General features: G+C 61.6%; 13 protein-coding genes. 5 read left to right on the forward strand and 8 right to left on the reverse strand.

Annotated elements, in window-relative coordinates; all coding sequences use genetic code 11:
* Positions 1 to 4 precede the first annotated feature (4 nt).
* Positions 5 to 316, forward strand: coding sequence for a YqfO family protein (locus HB680_RS17365; RefSeq protein ID WP_213939823.1), 312 nt, complete (start codon positions 5 to 7; stop codon positions 314 to 316).
* A 93-nt stretch (positions 317 to 409) separates the two neighbouring features.
* Here HB680_RS17365 and HB680_RS17370 read toward each other — a convergent pair whose 3' ends face one another.
* Positions 410 to 6157 (reverse strand): membrane-targeted effector domain-containing toxin, encoded by a 5748-nt coding sequence (locus tag HB680_RS17370; RefSeq protein WP_213939824.1) that lies wholly within the window; start codon positions 6155 to 6157, stop codon positions 410 to 412.
* 474 nt (positions 6158 to 6631) lie between these two features.
* Here HB680_RS17370 and HB680_RS17375 point away from each other — a divergent pair, with 474 nt between their 5' ends.
* Complete coding sequence (locus HB680_RS17375; protein WP_213939825.1) at positions 6632 to 6952, forward strand: DUF6124 family protein; 321 nt, start codon at positions 6632 to 6634, stop codon at positions 6950 to 6952.
* A 106-nt stretch (positions 6953 to 7058) separates the two neighbouring features.
* Here HB680_RS17375 and nagE read toward each other — a convergent pair whose 3' ends face one another.
* The 7 genes from nagE to HB680_RS17410 form a co-directional block, all read right to left on the reverse strand.
* Positions 7059 to 8768, reverse strand: a complete 1710-nt coding sequence (nagE, locus tag HB680_RS17380; protein WP_213939826.1) for an N-acetylglucosamine-specific PTS transporter subunit IIBC — start codon at positions 8766 to 8768, stop codon at positions 7059 to 7061.
* Between the two features lie 43 nt (positions 8769 to 8811).
* On the reverse strand, positions 8812 to 11328 hold the full coding sequence (gene ptsP / locus HB680_RS17385; protein WP_213939827.1) for a phosphoenolpyruvate--protein phosphotransferase: 2517 nt from the start codon (positions 11326 to 11328) through the stop codon (positions 8812 to 8814).
* Between the two features lie 190 nt (positions 11329 to 11518).
* Positions 11519 to 12541 carry an SIS domain-containing protein gene (locus HB680_RS17390; RefSeq protein WP_213939828.1) on the reverse strand — a complete coding sequence of 341 codons (1023 nt, stop codon included), beginning with the start codon at positions 12539 to 12541 and terminating at the stop codon, positions 11519 to 11521.
* A complete protein-coding gene (nagA, locus tag HB680_RS17395) occupies positions 12522 to 13628 on the reverse strand; it encodes an N-acetylglucosamine-6-phosphate deacetylase (protein WP_213939829.1) in 1107 nt (368 codons plus the stop codon). Before nagA ends, HB680_RS17390 begins: the two co-directional genes overlap by 20 nt.
* 29 nt (positions 13629 to 13657) lie before the next feature.
* Positions 13658 to 14389, reverse strand: a complete 732-nt coding sequence (locus tag HB680_RS17400; RefSeq protein ID WP_213939830.1) for a GntR family transcriptional regulator — start codon at positions 14387 to 14389, stop codon at positions 13658 to 13660.
* 345 nt (positions 14390 to 14734) lie between these two features.
* Positions 14735 to 15238, reverse strand: coding sequence for a L,D-transpeptidase family protein (locus tag HB680_RS17405; RefSeq protein ID WP_213939831.1), 504 nt, complete (start codon positions 15236 to 15238; stop codon positions 14735 to 14737).
* A 67-nt stretch (positions 15239 to 15305) separates the two neighbouring features.
* The gene (locus HB680_RS17410) at positions 15306 to 15857 is read right to left on the reverse strand and encodes an NUDIX hydrolase (protein WP_213939832.1); all 552 of its coding nucleotides are present in this window, start codon (positions 15855 to 15857) and stop codon (positions 15306 to 15308) included.
* Positions 15858 to 16002: 145 nt separating this feature from the next.
* On the opposite strand from HB680_RS17410, the gene HB680_RS17415 reads away from it, so the two are divergent.
* From HB680_RS17415 to HB680_RS17425, 3 genes are read left to right on the forward strand one after another with little or no spacing between them, the layout of a single operon-like run.
* The gene (locus HB680_RS17415) at positions 16003 to 16602 is read left to right on the forward strand and encodes a CoA pyrophosphatase (RefSeq protein WP_054054747.1); all 600 of its coding nucleotides are present in this window, start codon (positions 16003 to 16005) and stop codon (positions 16600 to 16602) included.
* 50 nt (positions 16603 to 16652) lie between these two features.
* Positions 16653 to 17177 carry a gamma carbonic anhydrase family protein gene (locus HB680_RS17420; RefSeq protein WP_054616048.1) on the forward strand — a complete coding sequence of 175 codons (525 nt, stop codon included), beginning with the start codon at positions 16653 to 16655 and terminating at the stop codon, positions 17175 to 17177.
* Positions 17174 to 17383, forward strand: a complete 210-nt coding sequence (locus HB680_RS17425) for a DUF1289 domain-containing protein (protein ID WP_213939833.1) — start codon at positions 17174 to 17176, stop codon at positions 17381 to 17383. The genes HB680_RS17420 and HB680_RS17425 overlap by 4 nt, the downstream gene beginning before the upstream one ends.
* Positions 17384 to 17427 lie beyond the last annotated feature (44 nt).

Consider the following 17427-nt stretch of genomic DNA (forward strand, 5'->3'; position numbering starts at 1 on the left):
CGCTGTGTACAAGCTCAGTTTTTTTGTTCCGACCAGCCATGTGGAACAGGTCAAAAGCGCTGTATTCGCTGCCGGTGGCGGACGGATCGGCGCTTATGATCACTGCGCATGGCAGGTGTTGGGCCTGGGCCAGTTTCGACCGTTGGATGGCAGTCAGCCGTTTATTGGTGAAGCGGGGCAGGTCGAGCAGGTTGAGGAATGGAAGGTTGAGCTGGTGGTGGCGGATGAGTTGATCGTGGCTGCAGTGGCCGCTTTGAAACTCAGCCACCCGTATGAGACGCCGGCTTATGAAGTGTGGCGGTTGGAGGATTTCTGATCCGCTCGCCGCTGTAAATGGAAACCCGCTGCGCCATCACGGCCAGCGGGTTTTTTGTTGATCACGGGAAAGTCGGATTATTCGGCCTTCGGCTCAGGGTGCAGGCGTCAGGTTGATCTCCGCCTCCAGCATCTGGAACAGCGTGTTCAGGTGCTTGAAGCGCTTGTCCTGTTTGCCCCAGCGATCGATAAAGAACATCCCGTTGTCGTCCACCTGAATCGGCGTCGTGAGGGTTTCTCCGGTGCTGGAGCGGTGCACCAGGTAAATCTCGGCGGAGGAGGGACGGTCGATGAGGTAGTGCCCGGCCTGGGATAACCTCGACCTATTGATCGGTGCGATGGGCTGCGGCTGTGGATTTCCAGCCATACCGACCTCCATTTTGAAGTCGCTGCGCAAGGCGATCGACGCGGGATCGTTGATACTGGTTTCCCAGTAACCCGGATGAATGCCTTTGGACAGTGTCGGCGCGGTATCGCGCACGTGAAGGCTCGCCGCTCCGAGCATCTCTGCCAGCCCCGGCACCCCGAGGTTGTTATTGGTGTGGGCACTGCCCACGAAGGCGATCCATTTGTGCGGGCCATTTGCCGCCTGGTCAGCCTGAATGACCCGAGTGGCGAAGTAGCTGAACATCTGGTTTCGCGTGACATCGGTCGGGACCGGCAAGCCTTTGAGGCGATAGCTGGCGATACAGTCGAGCGCCCTCACACGAAGGCCATATTTGGCGGCGGCCTGGATCACTTGCGAGTACGTATTGGGCCCGCTGTAGAAGGGCATATGACCGCTGTCCTGATCGCGTAGGTAGGCCTTGAGCCTGGCGGGAAGTCGCTGGGTACGATGGAAAACATCCAGTTCGGCCTGATGCAGATCCGTAAACAAGTGTTCTACGTAAAGCGTCTTGAACCCCGAGTCCCTGATCGTTTTCATCTGGGTTCTGAGCAGCGCCTTGCTCGATTCTGCGGCGTGGCCCTCGCCGATCACCAACCCCGTCAGACGGCTTTCGCCGATTGTTTGCAGGAATGATTCGGGCGTGATGCCAGTGTCTATCGCCGGGAACGTCGGCCTGGGGCTCGGCGCATAATCGGCAAAAAAGCTTTCGGCCCTGGCCTTGAGCTTTGAGCGGATCTCGAAAAAGGTGTCGAACGCTTCCTTGCGAGTGGCGTTGGTTGGCGGGTAACGATGGTCCAGGCCATGGGGCTCACCCGCCAGACGGTCAATATCGTCCCTCAGCGACGGCGGGAAATCGAAGTCGTTGAAGGATTGAGCGTGAGGGAGCGGTGCAGCGGTTGTGGGGACGACGGGATCGGGCGCCTTGTACGGAGTTTGCAACGTCATGCGGTAGTCGCCCTTGGCCAACGGATCGCCCGGTATCGCGCCAGGGGTGTCTGCCCAAAGGCCCACGGGTTGATGGGGGCCGACATCTTCAATGCGCAGCGCCACGGCTTTTTGCAGATCGGCCATGCCCGGTGTCTGGATGAAGGTGCTCATGCGTGAGTGATCGACCAAGGCGATCCAGCGCTCCTCGGGGGCGTCGGCCGCATCGGCTTCGATGACTTTGTGGGAGTAGAAGTTTCGGGCGCTGTTGTTGCGTGCTGTCGTGGGCGGGATATCGCCCATGAGCAGGGCGTCGTCCAGTTGATAGGAGGTCGAGGCGTCCAGCGCCATGATGCTCACACCCTTTTCCCGCGCCTTGCGCACCAGGGCCAGGTACGAATATTCAGCGTCCGGGGCGAAACCGAAGGCGGTGTCGATAGTTTTGAGATGCTGCTCGATGTGGCGCCAGGATTGGCCGCTGTTGAGCTTCGTCAGTTTGAGTCTGAACACGTCACCCGGCAGGTACTCCAGGTAGAGACGCTTGAAGCCTTTTTCGATCAGCGCGTCCAGGCTCATGATCAACACCTGTTTGCTGGCAATGGAGTCCGGTACGGCGCCGATGACCAGGTTGCGGTTTCCGGCAAAGGCATCGCTGCTGATCAGTTGTGCCAGTGACGTGTTGGCCTCGACGGGAGGGACGTCAGCACGGGCGGGCAAGGAGCCGAGGTCTTTGAAAAAACGTTCGGCGTCTTTGGTCAGGCGTTCGGCCTGTTGCAGGTAAACGATGCGTATTTTCCGCAGGTCCAGGGCGGCGGTGTTCAGAATCAGGTGCGAACTGCCGTAGAGGTCCGCGCTGTAACTCATCATGTTGGCGCGGGTTTGCGGGTCCAGGACCGGTTCGATTCTCCGCCAGTGTTTCGCGGGCAGTCCGTAGTCTTTATGCGGTCCCGGTGTTTCTGGCACGCTTTCATACTTCGGCGCCCCTCCGGTTACGCCACTGCGCACCCACACACCCTCGGCGTTTGGCGCGGCCAGGCGCGACGTCGAGATCAGCGTGCCGCTGTCGGGGTCTAGGCGATACAGCAAATAGCGCCCGATCGAATCCGGATTTTTTGCCGCCCAAAGAGCCTGGCCGTTGAAGAACACCGGTTGCAAACTGGCCGGGTCCGCAGCAGCAGGCTCCAGTTGGCTGATCAATTCCATCGCGCGGGCGGGCTCTTGGCCAACCGTGGCCAGGCGCAGCGGTTTGCTGATGGGTTTGAGCGTGCGCAAGGCTGGACGCAGGTCGGTCACAAGCGCGCCAGCGCTGTTGAGCAGGTAACCGAAAAAGTGCTCGAGCGCCGCCGAGGTGTCGCCCTGGTGGTAGGCGTGCAGCGCGAGCATGGCGTCCTTGAACGCCAGGAGCATGCCAACACTCAGGCTCAGGACCGGGAACGGTGCGGTGGCAACGGCGGCGACCCATTCCACGCAGGTCCAGAGCATGTCGGTGATCATCTGCGTGCGGTTGACAGTGGTTGCGCTCACGTCGTCGATCTTGCGTTGCAGCTTCATGTTGTACAGGCACTGAGGCAGGTCGGGCACCGGAGCCACTCGGCGAAGGGAGTCGTAGCGCGCGGGGCTGGGCGTGGTGCTATTCAAGTGCTCTGGCAGTCCTCTTTTTGCGCCTTCCAGAAACGCGCGGACCCTGACCCGGGATTGAACGCCGACGCGTTGGGTCAGGTAGTCGAGCATGCCGGGTTGTTTCTTCAGCACGTAATTGAACAATCGTGCTTCGCGAAAGCTGATGCCGTCGGGTGCCTGAGGGGTGTAGAGCAGAACGGGATTGTCGGCATGCCGGAGCAGCCAGGCGTCGATGACCCAGTCGCCATCGATCAGCAGTCGATGGAAAGCGTACTGGTTGCGAGTGCTCGACTTGGTGTCGTCCATGCTGGCGATGGCTTGTTCAAGCCATTGCAGATCGACCCCGGCAATGTGCCCCTTGAGGTGGCATTCAATTGCGGCGCTTTGCATTTGCCACTGGGTGATGCTCAGTGTTGCAAAGCGCCTGAAGTAATAGCCTCGGCTATAAGCGCTCAGCAGTTCGTTTTTGAGTTTGTCGATGTAGCGTTGGCCAATCCAGACACCGGTGACGGAGCGTGTGACGTTTTCAGCGGTCAGGGCGCTCAGGTCGATACTGGCCGGGCCTGTGAAACGTGCCGAACCCGAGAATTTTTCATCGAGAAACCCCACGCCGTCGGCATAACCATCGCGAAACAACCGGGTGTACGTGATCGGCTGCGGCGTCCAGACCCCCACCAGATTCGGCGGCGAGTGGGCCCAAACGGTATCCGGGTCGACATCGTTGTGGGAGCGGCCCAGTAACCCGTTCAAGCGCAGTCTGGCCTGCTCATGCACATAGTGTTCGAATTCGGGAAAGCGCGATTCGGACCAGGCATGGGCGCGGTAGATACGCAGCGCGCCATCGGTGTTCTCGGCCAGTGTCGTGAGTTTCTTTCGGGTCTGGAAAGTGGTCGAGCGATACCAGAGGGGCGTGACGAATTCATCGTCGTCAACCTGCGTCGCCAGCACATGTTCGGCCATCGATTGCAGGCATTGGCGATGGCTGACGGCGTGGTTGAACTGCAGTTTGTTCGGGGCGACGGGGGTGAAGGTCAAACGGCTCAAGACTTGTTTCATGGCGTCGCGAAAGCGCAGGGGCAGGCGCTTGATCAAATAGTCCGCCATGCTGCCCGCACTCGCCTGGAGGCCGCTGTCCCGAGCCCAGCCAAGGATGTGTTGCTGACAGTCGTGCTCGCTGTCGAACGCCTGGAATTGTTGATCTCGCGGTGCTTCGGGCGTGCACAGCAGCAGCCGCTTGAGCGTTCCGCTGGCGTCCGTCTGGCGCAGCACCCAGAGATCCTTGAGTTGCGCGCCATGCAGAGACGGTGTGCCAGCCCCCAGGAGGGCGGCGCTCAGTCGCGAATCACTGCCCGCGCGCAGGCGCTGGATCAATTGAAAGTCGTCGTCGAGCAGATGATTTTGCAGGACGGCTGCGTACGCCAGCGCGTTGATCCGTTGGTCCAGCAGGTGCTCGATGGCTTGCCGGATTTCAACCCTGGCATGGGCCTCTTTTTGTACCTCGGCAAACGCCACGCGCGGTTGCAGGGTGGCTAATTGTTGGGCGATCCAGGTCGGCGTCAGGTCCTTGTAGGACGCGTGCAAGGGCGCCTTGTTATAAGTGAGTTGCGATTTGTCACGGAAGTCCGATCCGGGTAATTCGTCGCCGGCATGCGAGCCGCGCAACGCCAACTCAATCAGGCTGCGTTGCTGTTCATACTCCCCGAAGCCCGCGAGTGAACGCCGGGTGTGGACGTGCAGGTGTTCCGGGTCCAGGTCATGGATCTCCAGCTCATCACTCAGCCGTTCAAGCCATTGATGGCGGGCGAGGGTATGCGCCGTGGCGGCCGGGCCGAGCAAGTCCAGCACGCGCTGGCGGGCCTTGTCGTAATGGCCCAGATGTTCGGCCAATGCCGCTCGCCGCGTCTCGCTGGCGCTGCGATACCAATCCGGCGCGCTGTCGCGCAGGCACCGTTCGAGCAGGGCCTGGGCGCGCAGTTCGAGGCGGGCGGTGAGGTCGGGCAGGGCGGCGGCGATGGCCGCGTCCAGGGCGCTGATCAAACGCGCCGGATCGTGCTCGACATTGTCCGCGAGGCTCAAGGCTTGCTCGATATCCTGCGTGCGTTTGTCGATCCGCGCGTTATAGGTGTGTTCAAACAACGGTTCAGCATCGATGGCCGACAGCTCCAGCGGCCAGATCCCCGCACTGCTCAAGGCGTGATAACGGGTGGGGAGCATGGCCATGAACTCGCTACGTCCGGCAGCGTGCTGCATGTTCCGTAACAAATGAGCGTCCAGATCCGCCAGGGAATCGAAGGACTCGATCCCGCGTGAGGGCGTGAACAGCACGACTTGGCCGACCTGCTCGTCGGCCATCAACCCCGTGACCACGGGGCTGTTTTTTTGCGTGACGACAAAGGCTCCGGCCAGTTCGACGTGTTCTGCCTGATAACTGAACCCCACGGCGTAAAGGCCCGGGCGCAGCGTCGGTCCCAGCGCCAGACCATCGAGCATCGTGCGCGCTTGCGGGTGCATCAGGCGATCCTGAACCCCCAGCCCGCCCTCGTGGCCGATGGCAGTGAACCCCGCTTCATCGGTCATGAAGGCTTTGCGACCCTTGCCGTCGATCTGCTCGCGCAGGTCCATGTCCAGCAATTGCGCGTTCAGGGTGCTCTTCAGCGTGGCGAGCAGGTGTTGGCCTGTCGGGCTTCGCAGATCGCTGTTTTCCAGACCTTGATAGAGCGCACGGCTTTTGCGCAGGAATTGTTCGCGGTCATTCTTCAGCGTGCCGTTCAGGTGTGTCAGGTAGAGCTGTTCGGCGGACGGCTTTTGTTCGGGCACCAGAGCGGTGTCGGTTTTGAACAGATGATGACCGATCTGGTTGAGATAACCCTTTATCTCGTCGAAGGAGGGTAAGGCAGCGGGGCGGCTCATTGGCGTGGGCTCCATGCAGGTGGCGGAAACCATCAGCATGGGGTGGGCGGTTGGGGGGGTGGCGGTACATATTTATCGCTTTTTTGTGATGTAGGGCGCGCGTGTCCGACGATTAAACATGGCTGGCGGGACCTTGTTTAAAACACCCTTTGAGTAACTTCCTGAGAGCTACAAATTCTTGCGCCGTTGCCTACGGCTACGCCAGAATCCGCCGGCTTGTGCGCCTTGGGGCTGCTCGGTAACTTGATTCCTGTCACTGCCCATCAGTGATCGGGTTTAGCAGCCTGAGTGTGTTAGTGAGGTGCATAACGTTCCCGTCAGTCAGGACTTCATACCCCTGAACTTGATGGTGGCTGTGTGCGGGGCGTCCTCGGACGCGCCGGTTTGCTAACTCCCCGGTCTGCTAACCCGCGCACAGCCGCCACCCATTCGTTTAGCAGCGACGAGTGAGCGGCTCTATTTCAGGAGTTAGTCATGTTCAAAGTAACGCCCAATCCACCTGAATCCGATTCAACAACACCCAGCGACGCCGCCGAGCGCGTCCCCTCATTCGCCGACATCAAAGCCACCCCACGCACACCCAGTACCCTGTTTGCCGTAAGCCCCGAAGCCACCAGCGAAACCCTGATGGCTTATCTGGTCGAAACCCTGGCCTCGGTCGACGTGATGGTCCATCACTTGGTGGACCTTCTGGATGGCGGAGCGCGCAACGCCCTGCTGGGCATCTCAAACAGCGTGATGCTGGCCGAAATCACCGCGAATCGAGTGCTGGATCAATTAGATCCTCGCGAATAGAACCGGCCCCTTCGCGAGCAAGCCCGCTCCCACAATGGTCCGGCGTGCATAGATCCAATGTGGGAGCGGGCTTGCTCGCGAAGACGGACTAACAGGCGCCGAAGATCTAGACCTTGGCACTCACCTCACTACGATTGACCAACGCCTCCAGCGCCTCACTCAAACTCGACGCCTTGTCGCCAATCAGCAGATGCCAGACGCCGCCCTCAAGTTGGCTGACACCCTGACAACCCAACGCCTTCAGATCACATTCCGACAGTGCCTTGCCATCCGCCAGGTGCAGGCGAATCCGGGTCATGGCGATGCAGTCCATTTGCAGCACATTGTCGCCACCGCCCAGCGCGTTCAACCATTGCTGCGCTTCCGGCACGGCGACAGGTTTCGCGACGTCGACCATGGCGGCGGGAGTGCTGATGACCGCGCGGCCCAAAGAAGGCATCGCCAGTCGAATCTCATCGGCAATGCTGTCCGCCATCGGCCCGACCACCACCTGCAAACTCCCGCCCTTGCCCGGACGCACCACGGCCATCGCGCCGAGGGCTTTCAGCTCGGCATCGTTGGCCTTGTTGCGATCGACCATGTCCAGTCGCAAGCGGGTGGTGCACGCACCGACGGTGATCAGGTTGGCCGCTCCGCCCAATGCCTTGATGTAGGCCCCGGCGCGTTCGTTCTCGGCAAACACAATCTTCTCGGCTGAAGCCACCTCTTCACGCCCCGGCGTCTTGAGGTTGAAGCGGCGAATACAGAAATCAAACACCCCGTAGTAGATCACCGCATACGCCAGGCCCACCGGCACCACCAGCCAGCCATTGGTGGATTTACCCCAGCCCAGCACCATGTCGATGAAGCCACCGGAGAAGGTAAAGCCGAGGTGAATGTTCAGCATGTTGGTGACGGCCATCGACAGGCCGGTCAACAAGGCGTGAACCAGATACAACATTGGCGCGAGGAACATGAAGGCGAATTCAATCGGCTCGGTCACCCCGGTCAAAAACGAGGTCAGCGCCATCGACAGGAAGATCCCGCCCATGACTTTGCGCCGTTCCGGCAAGGCGTTGCGGTACATCGCCAGGCACGCGGCGGGCAGGCCGAAGATCATCATCGGGAACATGCCGGTCATGAACTGGCCACCCTTCGGATCACCAGCGAAGTAGCGCGACAGGTCGCCGGTGACGATGGCGCCGGTGGTCGGGTCGGTGAAGTTGCCGAACACAAACCACGCCATGTTGTTGAGGATATGGTGCAGGCCGGTGACGATCAGCAGGCGGTTGAACACGCCGAAGATGAATGCACCGAAGCTGCCGCTCTCCATCATCAACGCGCCGAAGCTGTTGATGCCTTGCTGGATCGGCGGCCAGATCAAGCCGAACACCAGGCCCAGGCCCACGGCAGCGAAACCGGTGACGATGGGCACGAAGCGCCGGCCACCGAAGAACGCCAGGTACTCCGGCAGCTTGATGTCCTTGAAGCGGTTGTACAGCGCGCCGGCCATCAAGCCACTGACGATCCCGGCGAGCATGCCCATGTTGATGCTCGCATCCAGCACCTTGAGCGTGGAGATCATTACCAGGTAACCAATGACCCCGGCGAGGCCTGCGGTGCCGTTGTTGTCCTTGGCGAACCCGACCGCGATGCCGATGGCGAAGATCATCGCCAGGTTGGCGAAGATCACCTGACCGGCGTCATGGATGATCGCGATGTTCAGCAGATCGGTGTCGCCCAGGCGCAGCAACAGGCCGGCGATGGGCAGGATCGCGATCGGCAGCATCAGCGCGCGACCGAGGCGCTGCAAGCCTTCGATAAAGTATTGGTACATGGCGTTTCTCCCTGTGCTTTTTTTGTTTTAGAGCTGCTGTTGTTCAGCTCAGAGGCCAATGTTGGTGACAGGCGTGACGCACGGCAGCGGCGCTGCTCAGCTTGAGCAGATCCTGGCTGATACGCCGGCATTCGCTCGCGTCGAGATGGCGGACGCGGTCCTTGATTTCACCGATCTGCACCGGGCTCACCGACAACTCGCGGACTCCCAGGCCAATCAGTACCGGCGTGGCCAGCGGATCGGAGGCGAGGGCGCCGCAGACCCCGACCCAACGGTTATGCACCGCCGCGCCGGCGCAGGTCTGCGCGATCAAGCGCAGCAGCGCCGGGTGCAACGCATCGACCCGTGAGGCGAGGCCGGCGTGGTCGCGGTCCATGGCCAGGGTGTACTGGGACAAATCGTTGGTGCCGATGGACAGGAAGTCCGCGTGTTCGGCCAGTTGCTCGGCCAGCAGCGCGGCGGCCGGGACTTCGATCATCACCCCCAGCTCCGGGCGCTGGGTCAGCTCCAGCTCGGTGCACAAGGCATCGAGGCGCTGGCGGATGTGCAGCAGCTCATCGACTTCGGTGACCATCGGCAACAGGATGCGGCAGCGCGACAACGGGCTGACGTGCAGCAACGCGCGCAGTTGCTGGTCGAGCAATTCCGGGCGTACCTGGGCCAGGCGAATGCCGCGCAGGCCGAGCACCGGGTTGGCCTCGGTCGGCAGTGGGAGGTAGTCGAGTTGCTTGTCGCCGCCGACGTCGATGGTGCGGATGATTACCGACTTGTCGCCCATGGCGTCGAGCACGGATTGATAGGCGAGGCGTTGTTCCTGTTCGTCTGGCGCGGCGGTGCGGTCGACGAAGAGAAACTCGGTGCGCAACAAACCGACACCGTCGGCGCCATTGGCCAGCGCATCCGCCGCTTCCGTGCTGGAGGCGACATTGGCCGCGACTTCGATGTGCAAGCGATCAAGGGTCAACGCCGGGGTGTGCGCCTGCGCCCGTTGTTGCGCGCGGCGTTGCTGGTGATCGAGTTGCGCCTGACGCACCTCGGCCAAACGTTCGGCGCTCGGTGTCAATTCGAGGCGACCGCCATCGGCGTCCAGCACCACCGCTTGGCCTTGCTCCTGATCCAGCAGCGTCGAACCCAGCGCCACCAGGCACGGCAGACCTTTACCGCGCGCGAGAATCGCCACATGGGAGGTCGCACCACCCGCCGCCATGCACAACCCGGCGACACCGTGCTGACTCAGTTGCAGCAAGTCGGACGGGGTCAGTTCATGGGCGGCGACGATGGCCCCGGCCGGAAGGTCGTAGTGCCAGGTTTCCCCGAGCAGGGCGCGCAGGACCCGTTGCTTGAGGTCGCGCAGATCGTTGGCGCGTTCGGCCAGCAATGGGCTGCCAAGTTGCTGCAGGACGTCGCACTGCACGTCGATGGATTCACTCCAGGCGTGGGTTGCGGCGCTGCCCTTGTCGATGGAATGCGCCGCCGCGTCCAGCAACGCCGGGTCTTCGAGCAGCGCGAGGTGCGCGGCGAAGATGGCTTCTTCGTCGGTGTTTTTGTGCTTTCTGGCCTGGGTCAGGGTGTGATCGATTTCGCTGCGCACCACGCTCAGCGCCGTGTCGAGGGCTTGCAGCTGTTGCTCGGGATCATGGGCGCCGGCGTCCACCGGCAGACTGATCGCGTTCAATCGAAACAACGGCCCGGCGACCAGACCGGGCGCCGCGCAAACGCCGTTCAACACGCCGGCTTCGGCGGGGCGATGACGTTGGGCGATCAATGTCGGCGCGGCGGCGTGACTGTCTTCGGCCAATGCGGTGGACAATGCGGTCAATAGCGCTTGCAACGCCGCTTCCGCATCCGGGCCCTGACTGCTGACCTGCACTTCTTCCTGCTCGCCGACGGCCAGGCTCATGATCCCGATCAAGCTGTCACAGGACGCCGACTTGCCGGCGAAATGCAGCTGCGATTTGCTCTTGAAACCTTGCGCCGTTTGTCGAATCAGCGCCGCCGGCCGCGCGTGCAAACCGCCGCGATGAGCGATGCGGATATGCCCGTGAACTTCGATGCCCGACAACTCGACTTCAGCCTGCACGCCATTGGCCAGTCGCCGCACGATATGCAGCAATGGATCACCGACCTTCACCGATTTCAAGGTGATCGGCCGTGCCTGGAAATCCTGGCTGTTGGTCAGGATCATCAGGCTGACCAGGCTTTTGCACTGCTGCGCGACCTTGTCCAGGTCATAGCGCAGCAGCGGTTGGCCATTGGCGACGCGTGCGCCTTCCTTGACCAGCATCGAAAAGCCTTCGCCCTGCAACTCGACGGTGTCGAGGCCCAGGTGCAGCAGCAATTCGGCACCATTGTCGGCGCGCAAGGTCACCGCGTGGCCGGTGCGGGCGACGTGTACCACCACCCCGGCGCAAGGAGCGTGGAGGGTGTCGTTCAGCGGATCGATGGCGATCCCGTCACCCATGGCGCCACTGGCGAACACCGGGTCCGGGACTTTGGCGAGCGTGAGCACCGGGCCGCTGAGCGGGGCGCTGAGGGTCAGCTCTTTATTATTGTTGTGCATGGCTCGGTACTCATCAGTAAACAATTCGGTTCGGATCACTCGTTCCCCGTAGGAGCTGCGTAGGAGCTGCCGAGTGAAACGAGGCTGCGATCTTTTGATCTTGCCTTTAAAAACAAAATCAAAAGATCGCAGCCTCGTTTCACTCGTCAGCTCCTACGGTTATTCAGGCGCCACCAAAGAGGTAGTCGACTCAGTGGGTGCGCGTCACTTTGCTCAGGTGCCGTGGCTGATCCGGGTCCATGCCTCGGGCGACGGCTAGACCGGCGGCCATCACGTAGAAACTCTGGATCGCCAGGATCGGGTCGAGGGCCGGGTGTTCGGCGCGGGTCAGGGTCAGGTCGCGTTCGCTGACGTCATCCGGCGCGGCCAGCAATACCCGGGCGCCGCGTTGGCGCATGTCGGCGGCCAGGCTGAGCAAACCGGCCTGCTCGGCGCCGCGCGGGGCAAACACCAGCAGCGGGTATTGCTCGCCGATCAACGCCATCGGGCCGTGGCGGACTTCGGCGCTGCTGAAGGCTTCGGCCTGGATCGCCGAGGTTTCCTTGAACTTCAGCGCGGCTTCCTGGGCGATGGCAAAACCGGCGCCACGGCCGATCACCATCAGGCGCTCGCAATCGCGCAAGGCATCGATGGCCACGCTCCAATCCTGTTGCGCCGCGTCGCGCAGGCCTTCTGGCAACGTGTTGCCGGCCTCGAGCAATTCCACGTCTTCTTTCCAATGCGCGATCAACCGGGCGCTGGCGCTGAGGGTGGCGATAAAACTCTTGGTTGCGGCGACGCTGCTTTCGGTGCCGGCCAACAGCGGCAGGCTGAATTCACACGCGGCTTCCAGCGGCGAGTCGGCCGCGTTGACCATGGAAATGCTCAGGGCGCCGCGTTTGCGCAACAGACGCAGGCTGTTCACCAGGTCCGGACTCTGCCCCGATTGTGAGAAGGCAAACGCGACTTGGCCGCTGACCTTCAACGGTGCCTGTTGCATGGTCACCACCGACATCGGCAACGACGCCACCGGAATGCCCAGTTGCTGCATGGTCAGGTAGGCGAAGTAATTCGCCGCGTGGTCGGAGCTGCCACGGGCAACGGTCATCGCCACTTGCGGCGGCTGCCGGCGCAGGCGCCCGGCGATCTCGATCATCTGCGGGTCGAGTTGCTGCAGTTGGGCTTGCACGGCCTCGAATGAGGACAGCGCCTCTTCAAGCATTTTTGAAGTCAATGTCTTCTCCTTCGACCATGACGGCGGTGAGTGTGAGTGAGCGATCCAGCCGCACGCAGTCGGCCCAGGCGCCGGATTGCAGGCGCCCGCGTTCGGGGATGCCGAGGTAGTCGGCGGGGAATTGCGACAGGCGTTGCGACGCTTCGGCGATGGGCAAGCCGATCTTCACCAGGTTGCGCAGGGCTTGATCCATGGTCAGGGTGCTGCCCGCCAGCGTGCCGTCGGCCAGGCGCACACCGCCCAGGCATTTGGTCACGGTGTGGCTGCCGAGCTTGTATTCACCGTCGGGCATTCCCGCCGCAGCGGTGGAGTCGGTGACGCAATACAGGCACGGGATCGAGCGCAGGGCCACGCGTATGGCGCCGGGGTGCACATGCAGCAAGTCCGGAATCAGTTCGGCGTATTTGGCGTGGGCCAGGGCTGCGCCGACGATGCCGGGTTCGCGATGATGCAGCGGGCTCATGGCGTTGTAGAGGTGGGTGAAACTGCTGGCACCGGCCTCCAGCGCGGCCACGCCTTCCTCGTAACTGCCGAGGGTATGGCCGATTTGCATGCGCACGCCGCGAGCGCTGAGGGCGCGGATCAAGGCGTCGTGACCGGCGATTTCCGGAGCGATGGTGATCACGCGGATCGGCGCCAGGGCCAGGTACGCTTCGACTTCGGCCATCAGCGCGGTGTGGGCGAAATTCGGTTGCGCGCCGAGTTTGCCGGGGTTGATGTACGGCCCTTCGAGGTGCACGCCGAGTACCCGGGCGCTGCCTTTCGGCCGTTGCTCGCAATACTCGCCGACGGCTTTGAGCACGCTGGAAATCTCTTCGCTGGGCGCGGTCATGGTGGTCGCCAGCAGCGAGGTGGTGCCGAAACGCACGTGGGTTTTGGTGATGGTTTCGAAGGCCGTGGCGCCTTCCATGATGTCTTTGCCGCCGCCGCCGTGCACGTGCAGGTCGATGAAACCCGGCAGCAGGTAAGGCAGGTCGTTGTCCGCCGGATCGCAGGTCACGCCTTCGATGGACACGACTTTGCCGTGCTGGTGAATCAGCCGGCCGCGAACCCAGCCGTGGGCGGTGAGGATGTTGTCTTCGGACATGATCGGTTCTCGTTTAGCGACGAAGCTTTTTATCTACGAAGCTCTGCAACAAAGTCGTAGTAGTCGTTGCGGCAATAGGTGTCGGTGACTTCGATGGGCGTGTTGTCATCCAGGTAGCCGACCCGGGTCATCAGCAGCATGGCGGTGCCGGGGGCGATGCCGACCAGCGCGGCAAATTCGTCCGAGGCGTTGATTGCCTGGATGTGCTGCAAGGCGCGGACGATCGGTTTGCCGATGCCGTCGAGGTATTCGTAGAGGGAATCGCCCACCGCTTGCGGCTTGGGAATGATCGAGGCGGGCAGGGTGCTCATCTCGATCGCCATCACCGTATCGTCGGCTTTGCGCAGGCGTTTGAGCCGCGCGACCTTGTCGTTGGGCGACAGGCTGAGGCGGATCAGCTCTTCGTGGGTCGGCGGGGTGATTTCCCGCTCCAGCCACTGCGAGCCGGGGACGAAGCCTTTCAGACGGAGCATTTCGCTGAAACCGGAGAGGCGCGACAGCGGTTGCTCCAGGCGTGGCGTGATGAAGGTGCCCGACCCTTGGTTACGCCGGATCAAGCCTTGATCGAACAGCACTTCCAGCGCTTTGCGGGCGGTGACGCGGGAAATGCCCAGCGACTCGCTGAGACTGCGCTCCGACGGCATGGCCTGCTCGGCTTTCCACTGGCCGGCATGGATCGCCGCTTCCAGATTGCGCGCCAGTTGCAGGTACAGGGGCGTCGGCTGGGTGTCGTCAGGACGTAGGGCCTGGATGTCATTCATGTAGGTCTTTTCCGATGCGGATGTTGGATTGTTGTCGCTCGGTTGTAGGGCGAAACCTAATACCACTTAAATACCATGTCAATGAGACCACTTTGCTCAAGGCGCAGGAAAACCGGGGCTTTCGGGGTGATTAAGTAGGGGTTGGCTTTAAGTGGTATTACGGGTGGGGATTTTTAAAGCAAAGATCGCAGCCTGCGGCAGCGCCTACAGTGGGAATTGGTATCAACCCTGTAGGCGCTGCCGAAGGCTGCGATCTTTTGATTTATTTTTTTGGAGGGCGACCGAAGGTCGTCGTTTCGCAGAGGATTGATCGTTCACAGCGTGGGAACGATCATGCGAAGGGCGTTACGGTCGAATCTCGATCATCGTGCCATCCGGCACCAGTCCCCAGACTTCACGCATGTCCATGTTGCGCATGGCGATGCAGCCGTCGGTCCAGTCCAGGGTGTGGAATAGGTTTTCCGGGTAGTCGTAGGTGTCGGGGGTACCGTGGATCATGATCATGCCGCCAGGATTGACGCCTTCGCGCCGGGAGCGGTCGGCATCGTCCCGGTTGGGGTAGGAAATGTGCATCGCCAGGTTGAAGCGGTCGCTGACCTTGCGCCAATCCACCCAGTAAAAGCCCTCGGGTGTGCGCTTGTCGCCTTCCATCAGCTTCGTGCCCCGGGGGTTTTTGCCCAGGGAAATGCGATAGGTTCGCAGCGCTTTGCCGTCGGCGATCAATTGCAGTTGATGGGCGGATTTAAGCACCAGCACTTTTTCGATGGGTTTGCCGTCCAGAGTGACCACGGTGGAGGCCTGGGACACGACAACGAACGACAGGCAAAACAAGGCAAGCAACCAGCGCATTGAAACGATATCCCTAGAGGTGTCGCGACTATTTATAAGTTATAGATGGTTCTGGATTAACGGACGCTTAAGTGATGGCGGCTTGAGTCAGCGGCGGAATCGACTCGGATCGCACCGGGTAGACCTCTGTCTGCCGGTCAGCGAAGAAGCATTCTAAGGTACGGCCCACCGTGCGGAAAGCCAGCTCGGACCAAGGGATGTCGGCTTCTTCGAACAACATGACTTCCAGGCTCTCGGGGCCGGCGGAGAAGTCCAGGTCCACCAGTTCGGCGCGGAAGAACACATGCACCTGGCTGATGTGCGGCACGTCGATCAGCGTGTAGATGCTCAGGTTGCGCACCCGGGCGCAGGCTTCTTCGGCGGTTTCGCGGATCGCGGCCTGCTCGATGGTCTCGCCGTTTTCCATGAAACCGGCGGGCAGGGTCCAGTAACCGAGGCGCGGCTCTATGGCGCGGCGACAGAGCAACACTTTTGAACCCCAGGTCGCGACGCAACCGGCGACGATATTGGGGTTCTGGTAGTGAATGGTCTGACAGCTGTCGCAGACAAATCGCAGGCGCGAATCGCCTTCGGGAATGCGCTGGATGACCGGGTTACCGCACTGACTGCAAAATTTCATGCTTGGGTTCCTGGAGGCTGCGCCTATCTTGGCGTGCGGCGGTATCAGTCGGCAAGTTGTCCTTTCGCGACATGCAGCGGTTATGGGGTTGGGCGGTCGTTAGGTTTGGTGCATGATGCAGGTAAGGCACAGATCGAGAACACTCATGCTGGACGAGCTACTGCATCGGGTAAGCAACCACACGCCACGCACCCTTGAAACCGACAAGCGTTTCCCCGAGGCTGCGGTATTGGTGCCGATCACCCGCAGTGACGAACCGGAACTGGTTCTGACCCTGCGCGCCAGCGGGCTCTCGACCCATGGCGGCGAAGTCGCCTTCCCCGGCGGACGCCGCGACCCCGAAGACCCCGACCTGATCTTCACCGCCCTGCGCGAAGCCGAAGAAGAAATCGGCCTGCCGCCCGGCCTGGTGGAAGTGATCGGCCCGCTCAGTCCGCTGATCTCCCTGCACGGCATTAAGGTCACGCCTTATGTCGGCGTCATTCCCGATTACGTTGAATACCTGGCCAACGATGCGGAAATCGCCGCGGTGTTCAGCGTGCCCCTGGAGTTCTTCCGCGAGGACCCGCGCGAACATACACACCGCATCGATTACCAGGGCCGCAGTTGGTACGTACCGAGCTATCGGTATGGCGAATACAAGATCTGGGGGCTGACGGCGATCATGATCGTCGAGCTGATCAATCTGCTGTATGACGCCGACATCAGCCTGCATCATCCGCCCAAGAGTTTTATCAACACCTGAAGCCACCGTTCGAATGGTGTGAACCCGGCCTGAGCCTTGAGGACAACACGATGAAATACCGCCTGGGCGACGCCCGCGTCGAAACCCATCCACAGAGCTGGGTTGCGCCCAATGCCGTGCTGGTGGGCAAGGTCAAACTGGAAGAGGGCGCCAACGTCTGGTTCAACGCGGTATTGCGCGGCGACAACGAACTGATCCTGATCGGCAAGAACAGCAACGTCCAGGACGGCACCGTGATGCACACCGACATGGGCTACCCGCTGACCATCGGCACCGGCGTAACCATCGGCCACAACGCCATGCTCCACGGCTGCACCGTCGGCGATTACAGCCTGATCGGCATCAACGCGGTGATCCTCAACGGCGCGAAGATCGGCAAGAACTGCATCATCGGCGCCAATTCGCTGATCGGTGAAAACAAGGAAATCCCCGACGGTTCGCTGGTCATGGGCTCGCCGGGCAAGGTCGTGCGCGAACTCACCGAGCCGCAGAAGAAAATGCTCGAAGCCAGCGCCGCCCACTATGTGCACAACTCGCAGCGCTATGCCCGCGACCTGGTCGAGCAGGAAGAATGAACGCCACCGAACGACCGGTCCTGTCGCCGTGCGTGAACATCTGTGCGCTGGACGAGGATGATATCTGCACCGGGTGCCAGCGCACGGTGGAAGAGATTACCCGCTGGAGCCGGATGGACAATGACGAGCGCCGCAAGGTGTTGGGGTTGTGTCATGAGCGGGCGAAATCCAGCGGCCTAATCTGGATGTTGCCTTCGAAGTCTTGATGCGGCTTGAGATCGCCCCCTCACCCTAACCCTCTCCCCAAGGG

The organism is Pseudomonas sp. dw_612, from assembly GCF_018449725.1.
Lineage (GTDB): Bacteria > Pseudomonadota > Gammaproteobacteria > Pseudomonadales > Pseudomonadaceae > Aquipseudomonas.

What these genes read in the sequence shown, in the direction of transcription:
- HB680_RS17375 (WP_213939825.1), top strand. Translation starts at nt 6,632, where the DNA reads ATGTTCAAAGTAACGCCCAATCCACCTGAATCCGATTCAACAACACCC.
- HB680_RS17410 (WP_213939832.1), bottom strand. Translation starts at nt 15,857, where the DNA reads ATGAAATTTTGCAGTCAGTGCGGTAACCCGGTCATCCAGCGCATTCCC.
- HB680_RS17425 (WP_213939833.1), top strand. Translation starts at nt 17,174, where the DNA reads ATGAACGCCACCGAACGACCGGTCCTGTCGCCGTGCGTGAACATCTGT.
- HB680_RS17400 (WP_213939830.1), bottom strand. Translation starts at nt 14,389, where the DNA reads ATGAATGACATCCAGGCCCTACGTCCTGACGACACCCAGCCGACGCCC.
- HB680_RS17370 (WP_213939824.1), bottom strand. Translation starts at nt 6,157, where the DNA reads ATGAGCCGCCCCGCTGCCTTACCCTCCTTCGACGAGATAAAGGGTTAT.
- nagE (WP_213939826.1), bottom strand. Translation starts at nt 8,768, where the DNA reads ATGTACCAATACTTTATCGAAGGCTTGCAGCGCCTCGGTCGCGCGCTG.
- HB680_RS17405 (WP_213939831.1), bottom strand. Translation starts at nt 15,238, where the DNA reads ATGCGCTGGTTGCTTGCCTTGTTTTGCCTGTCGTTCGTTGTCGTGTCC.
- HB680_RS17415 (WP_054054747.1), top strand. Translation starts at nt 16,003, where the DNA reads ATGCTGGACGAGCTACTGCATCGGGTAAGCAACCACACGCCACGCACC.
- ptsP (WP_213939827.1), bottom strand. Translation starts at nt 11,328, where the DNA reads ATGCACAACAATAATAAAGAGCTGACCCTCAGCGCCCCGCTCAGCGGC.
- nagA (WP_213939829.1), bottom strand. Translation starts at nt 13,628, where the DNA reads ATGTCCGAAGACAACATCCTCACCGCCCACGGCTGGGTTCGCGGCCGG.
- HB680_RS17420 (WP_054616048.1), top strand. Translation starts at nt 16,653, where the DNA reads ATGAAATACCGCCTGGGCGACGCCCGCGTCGAAACCCATCCACAGAGC.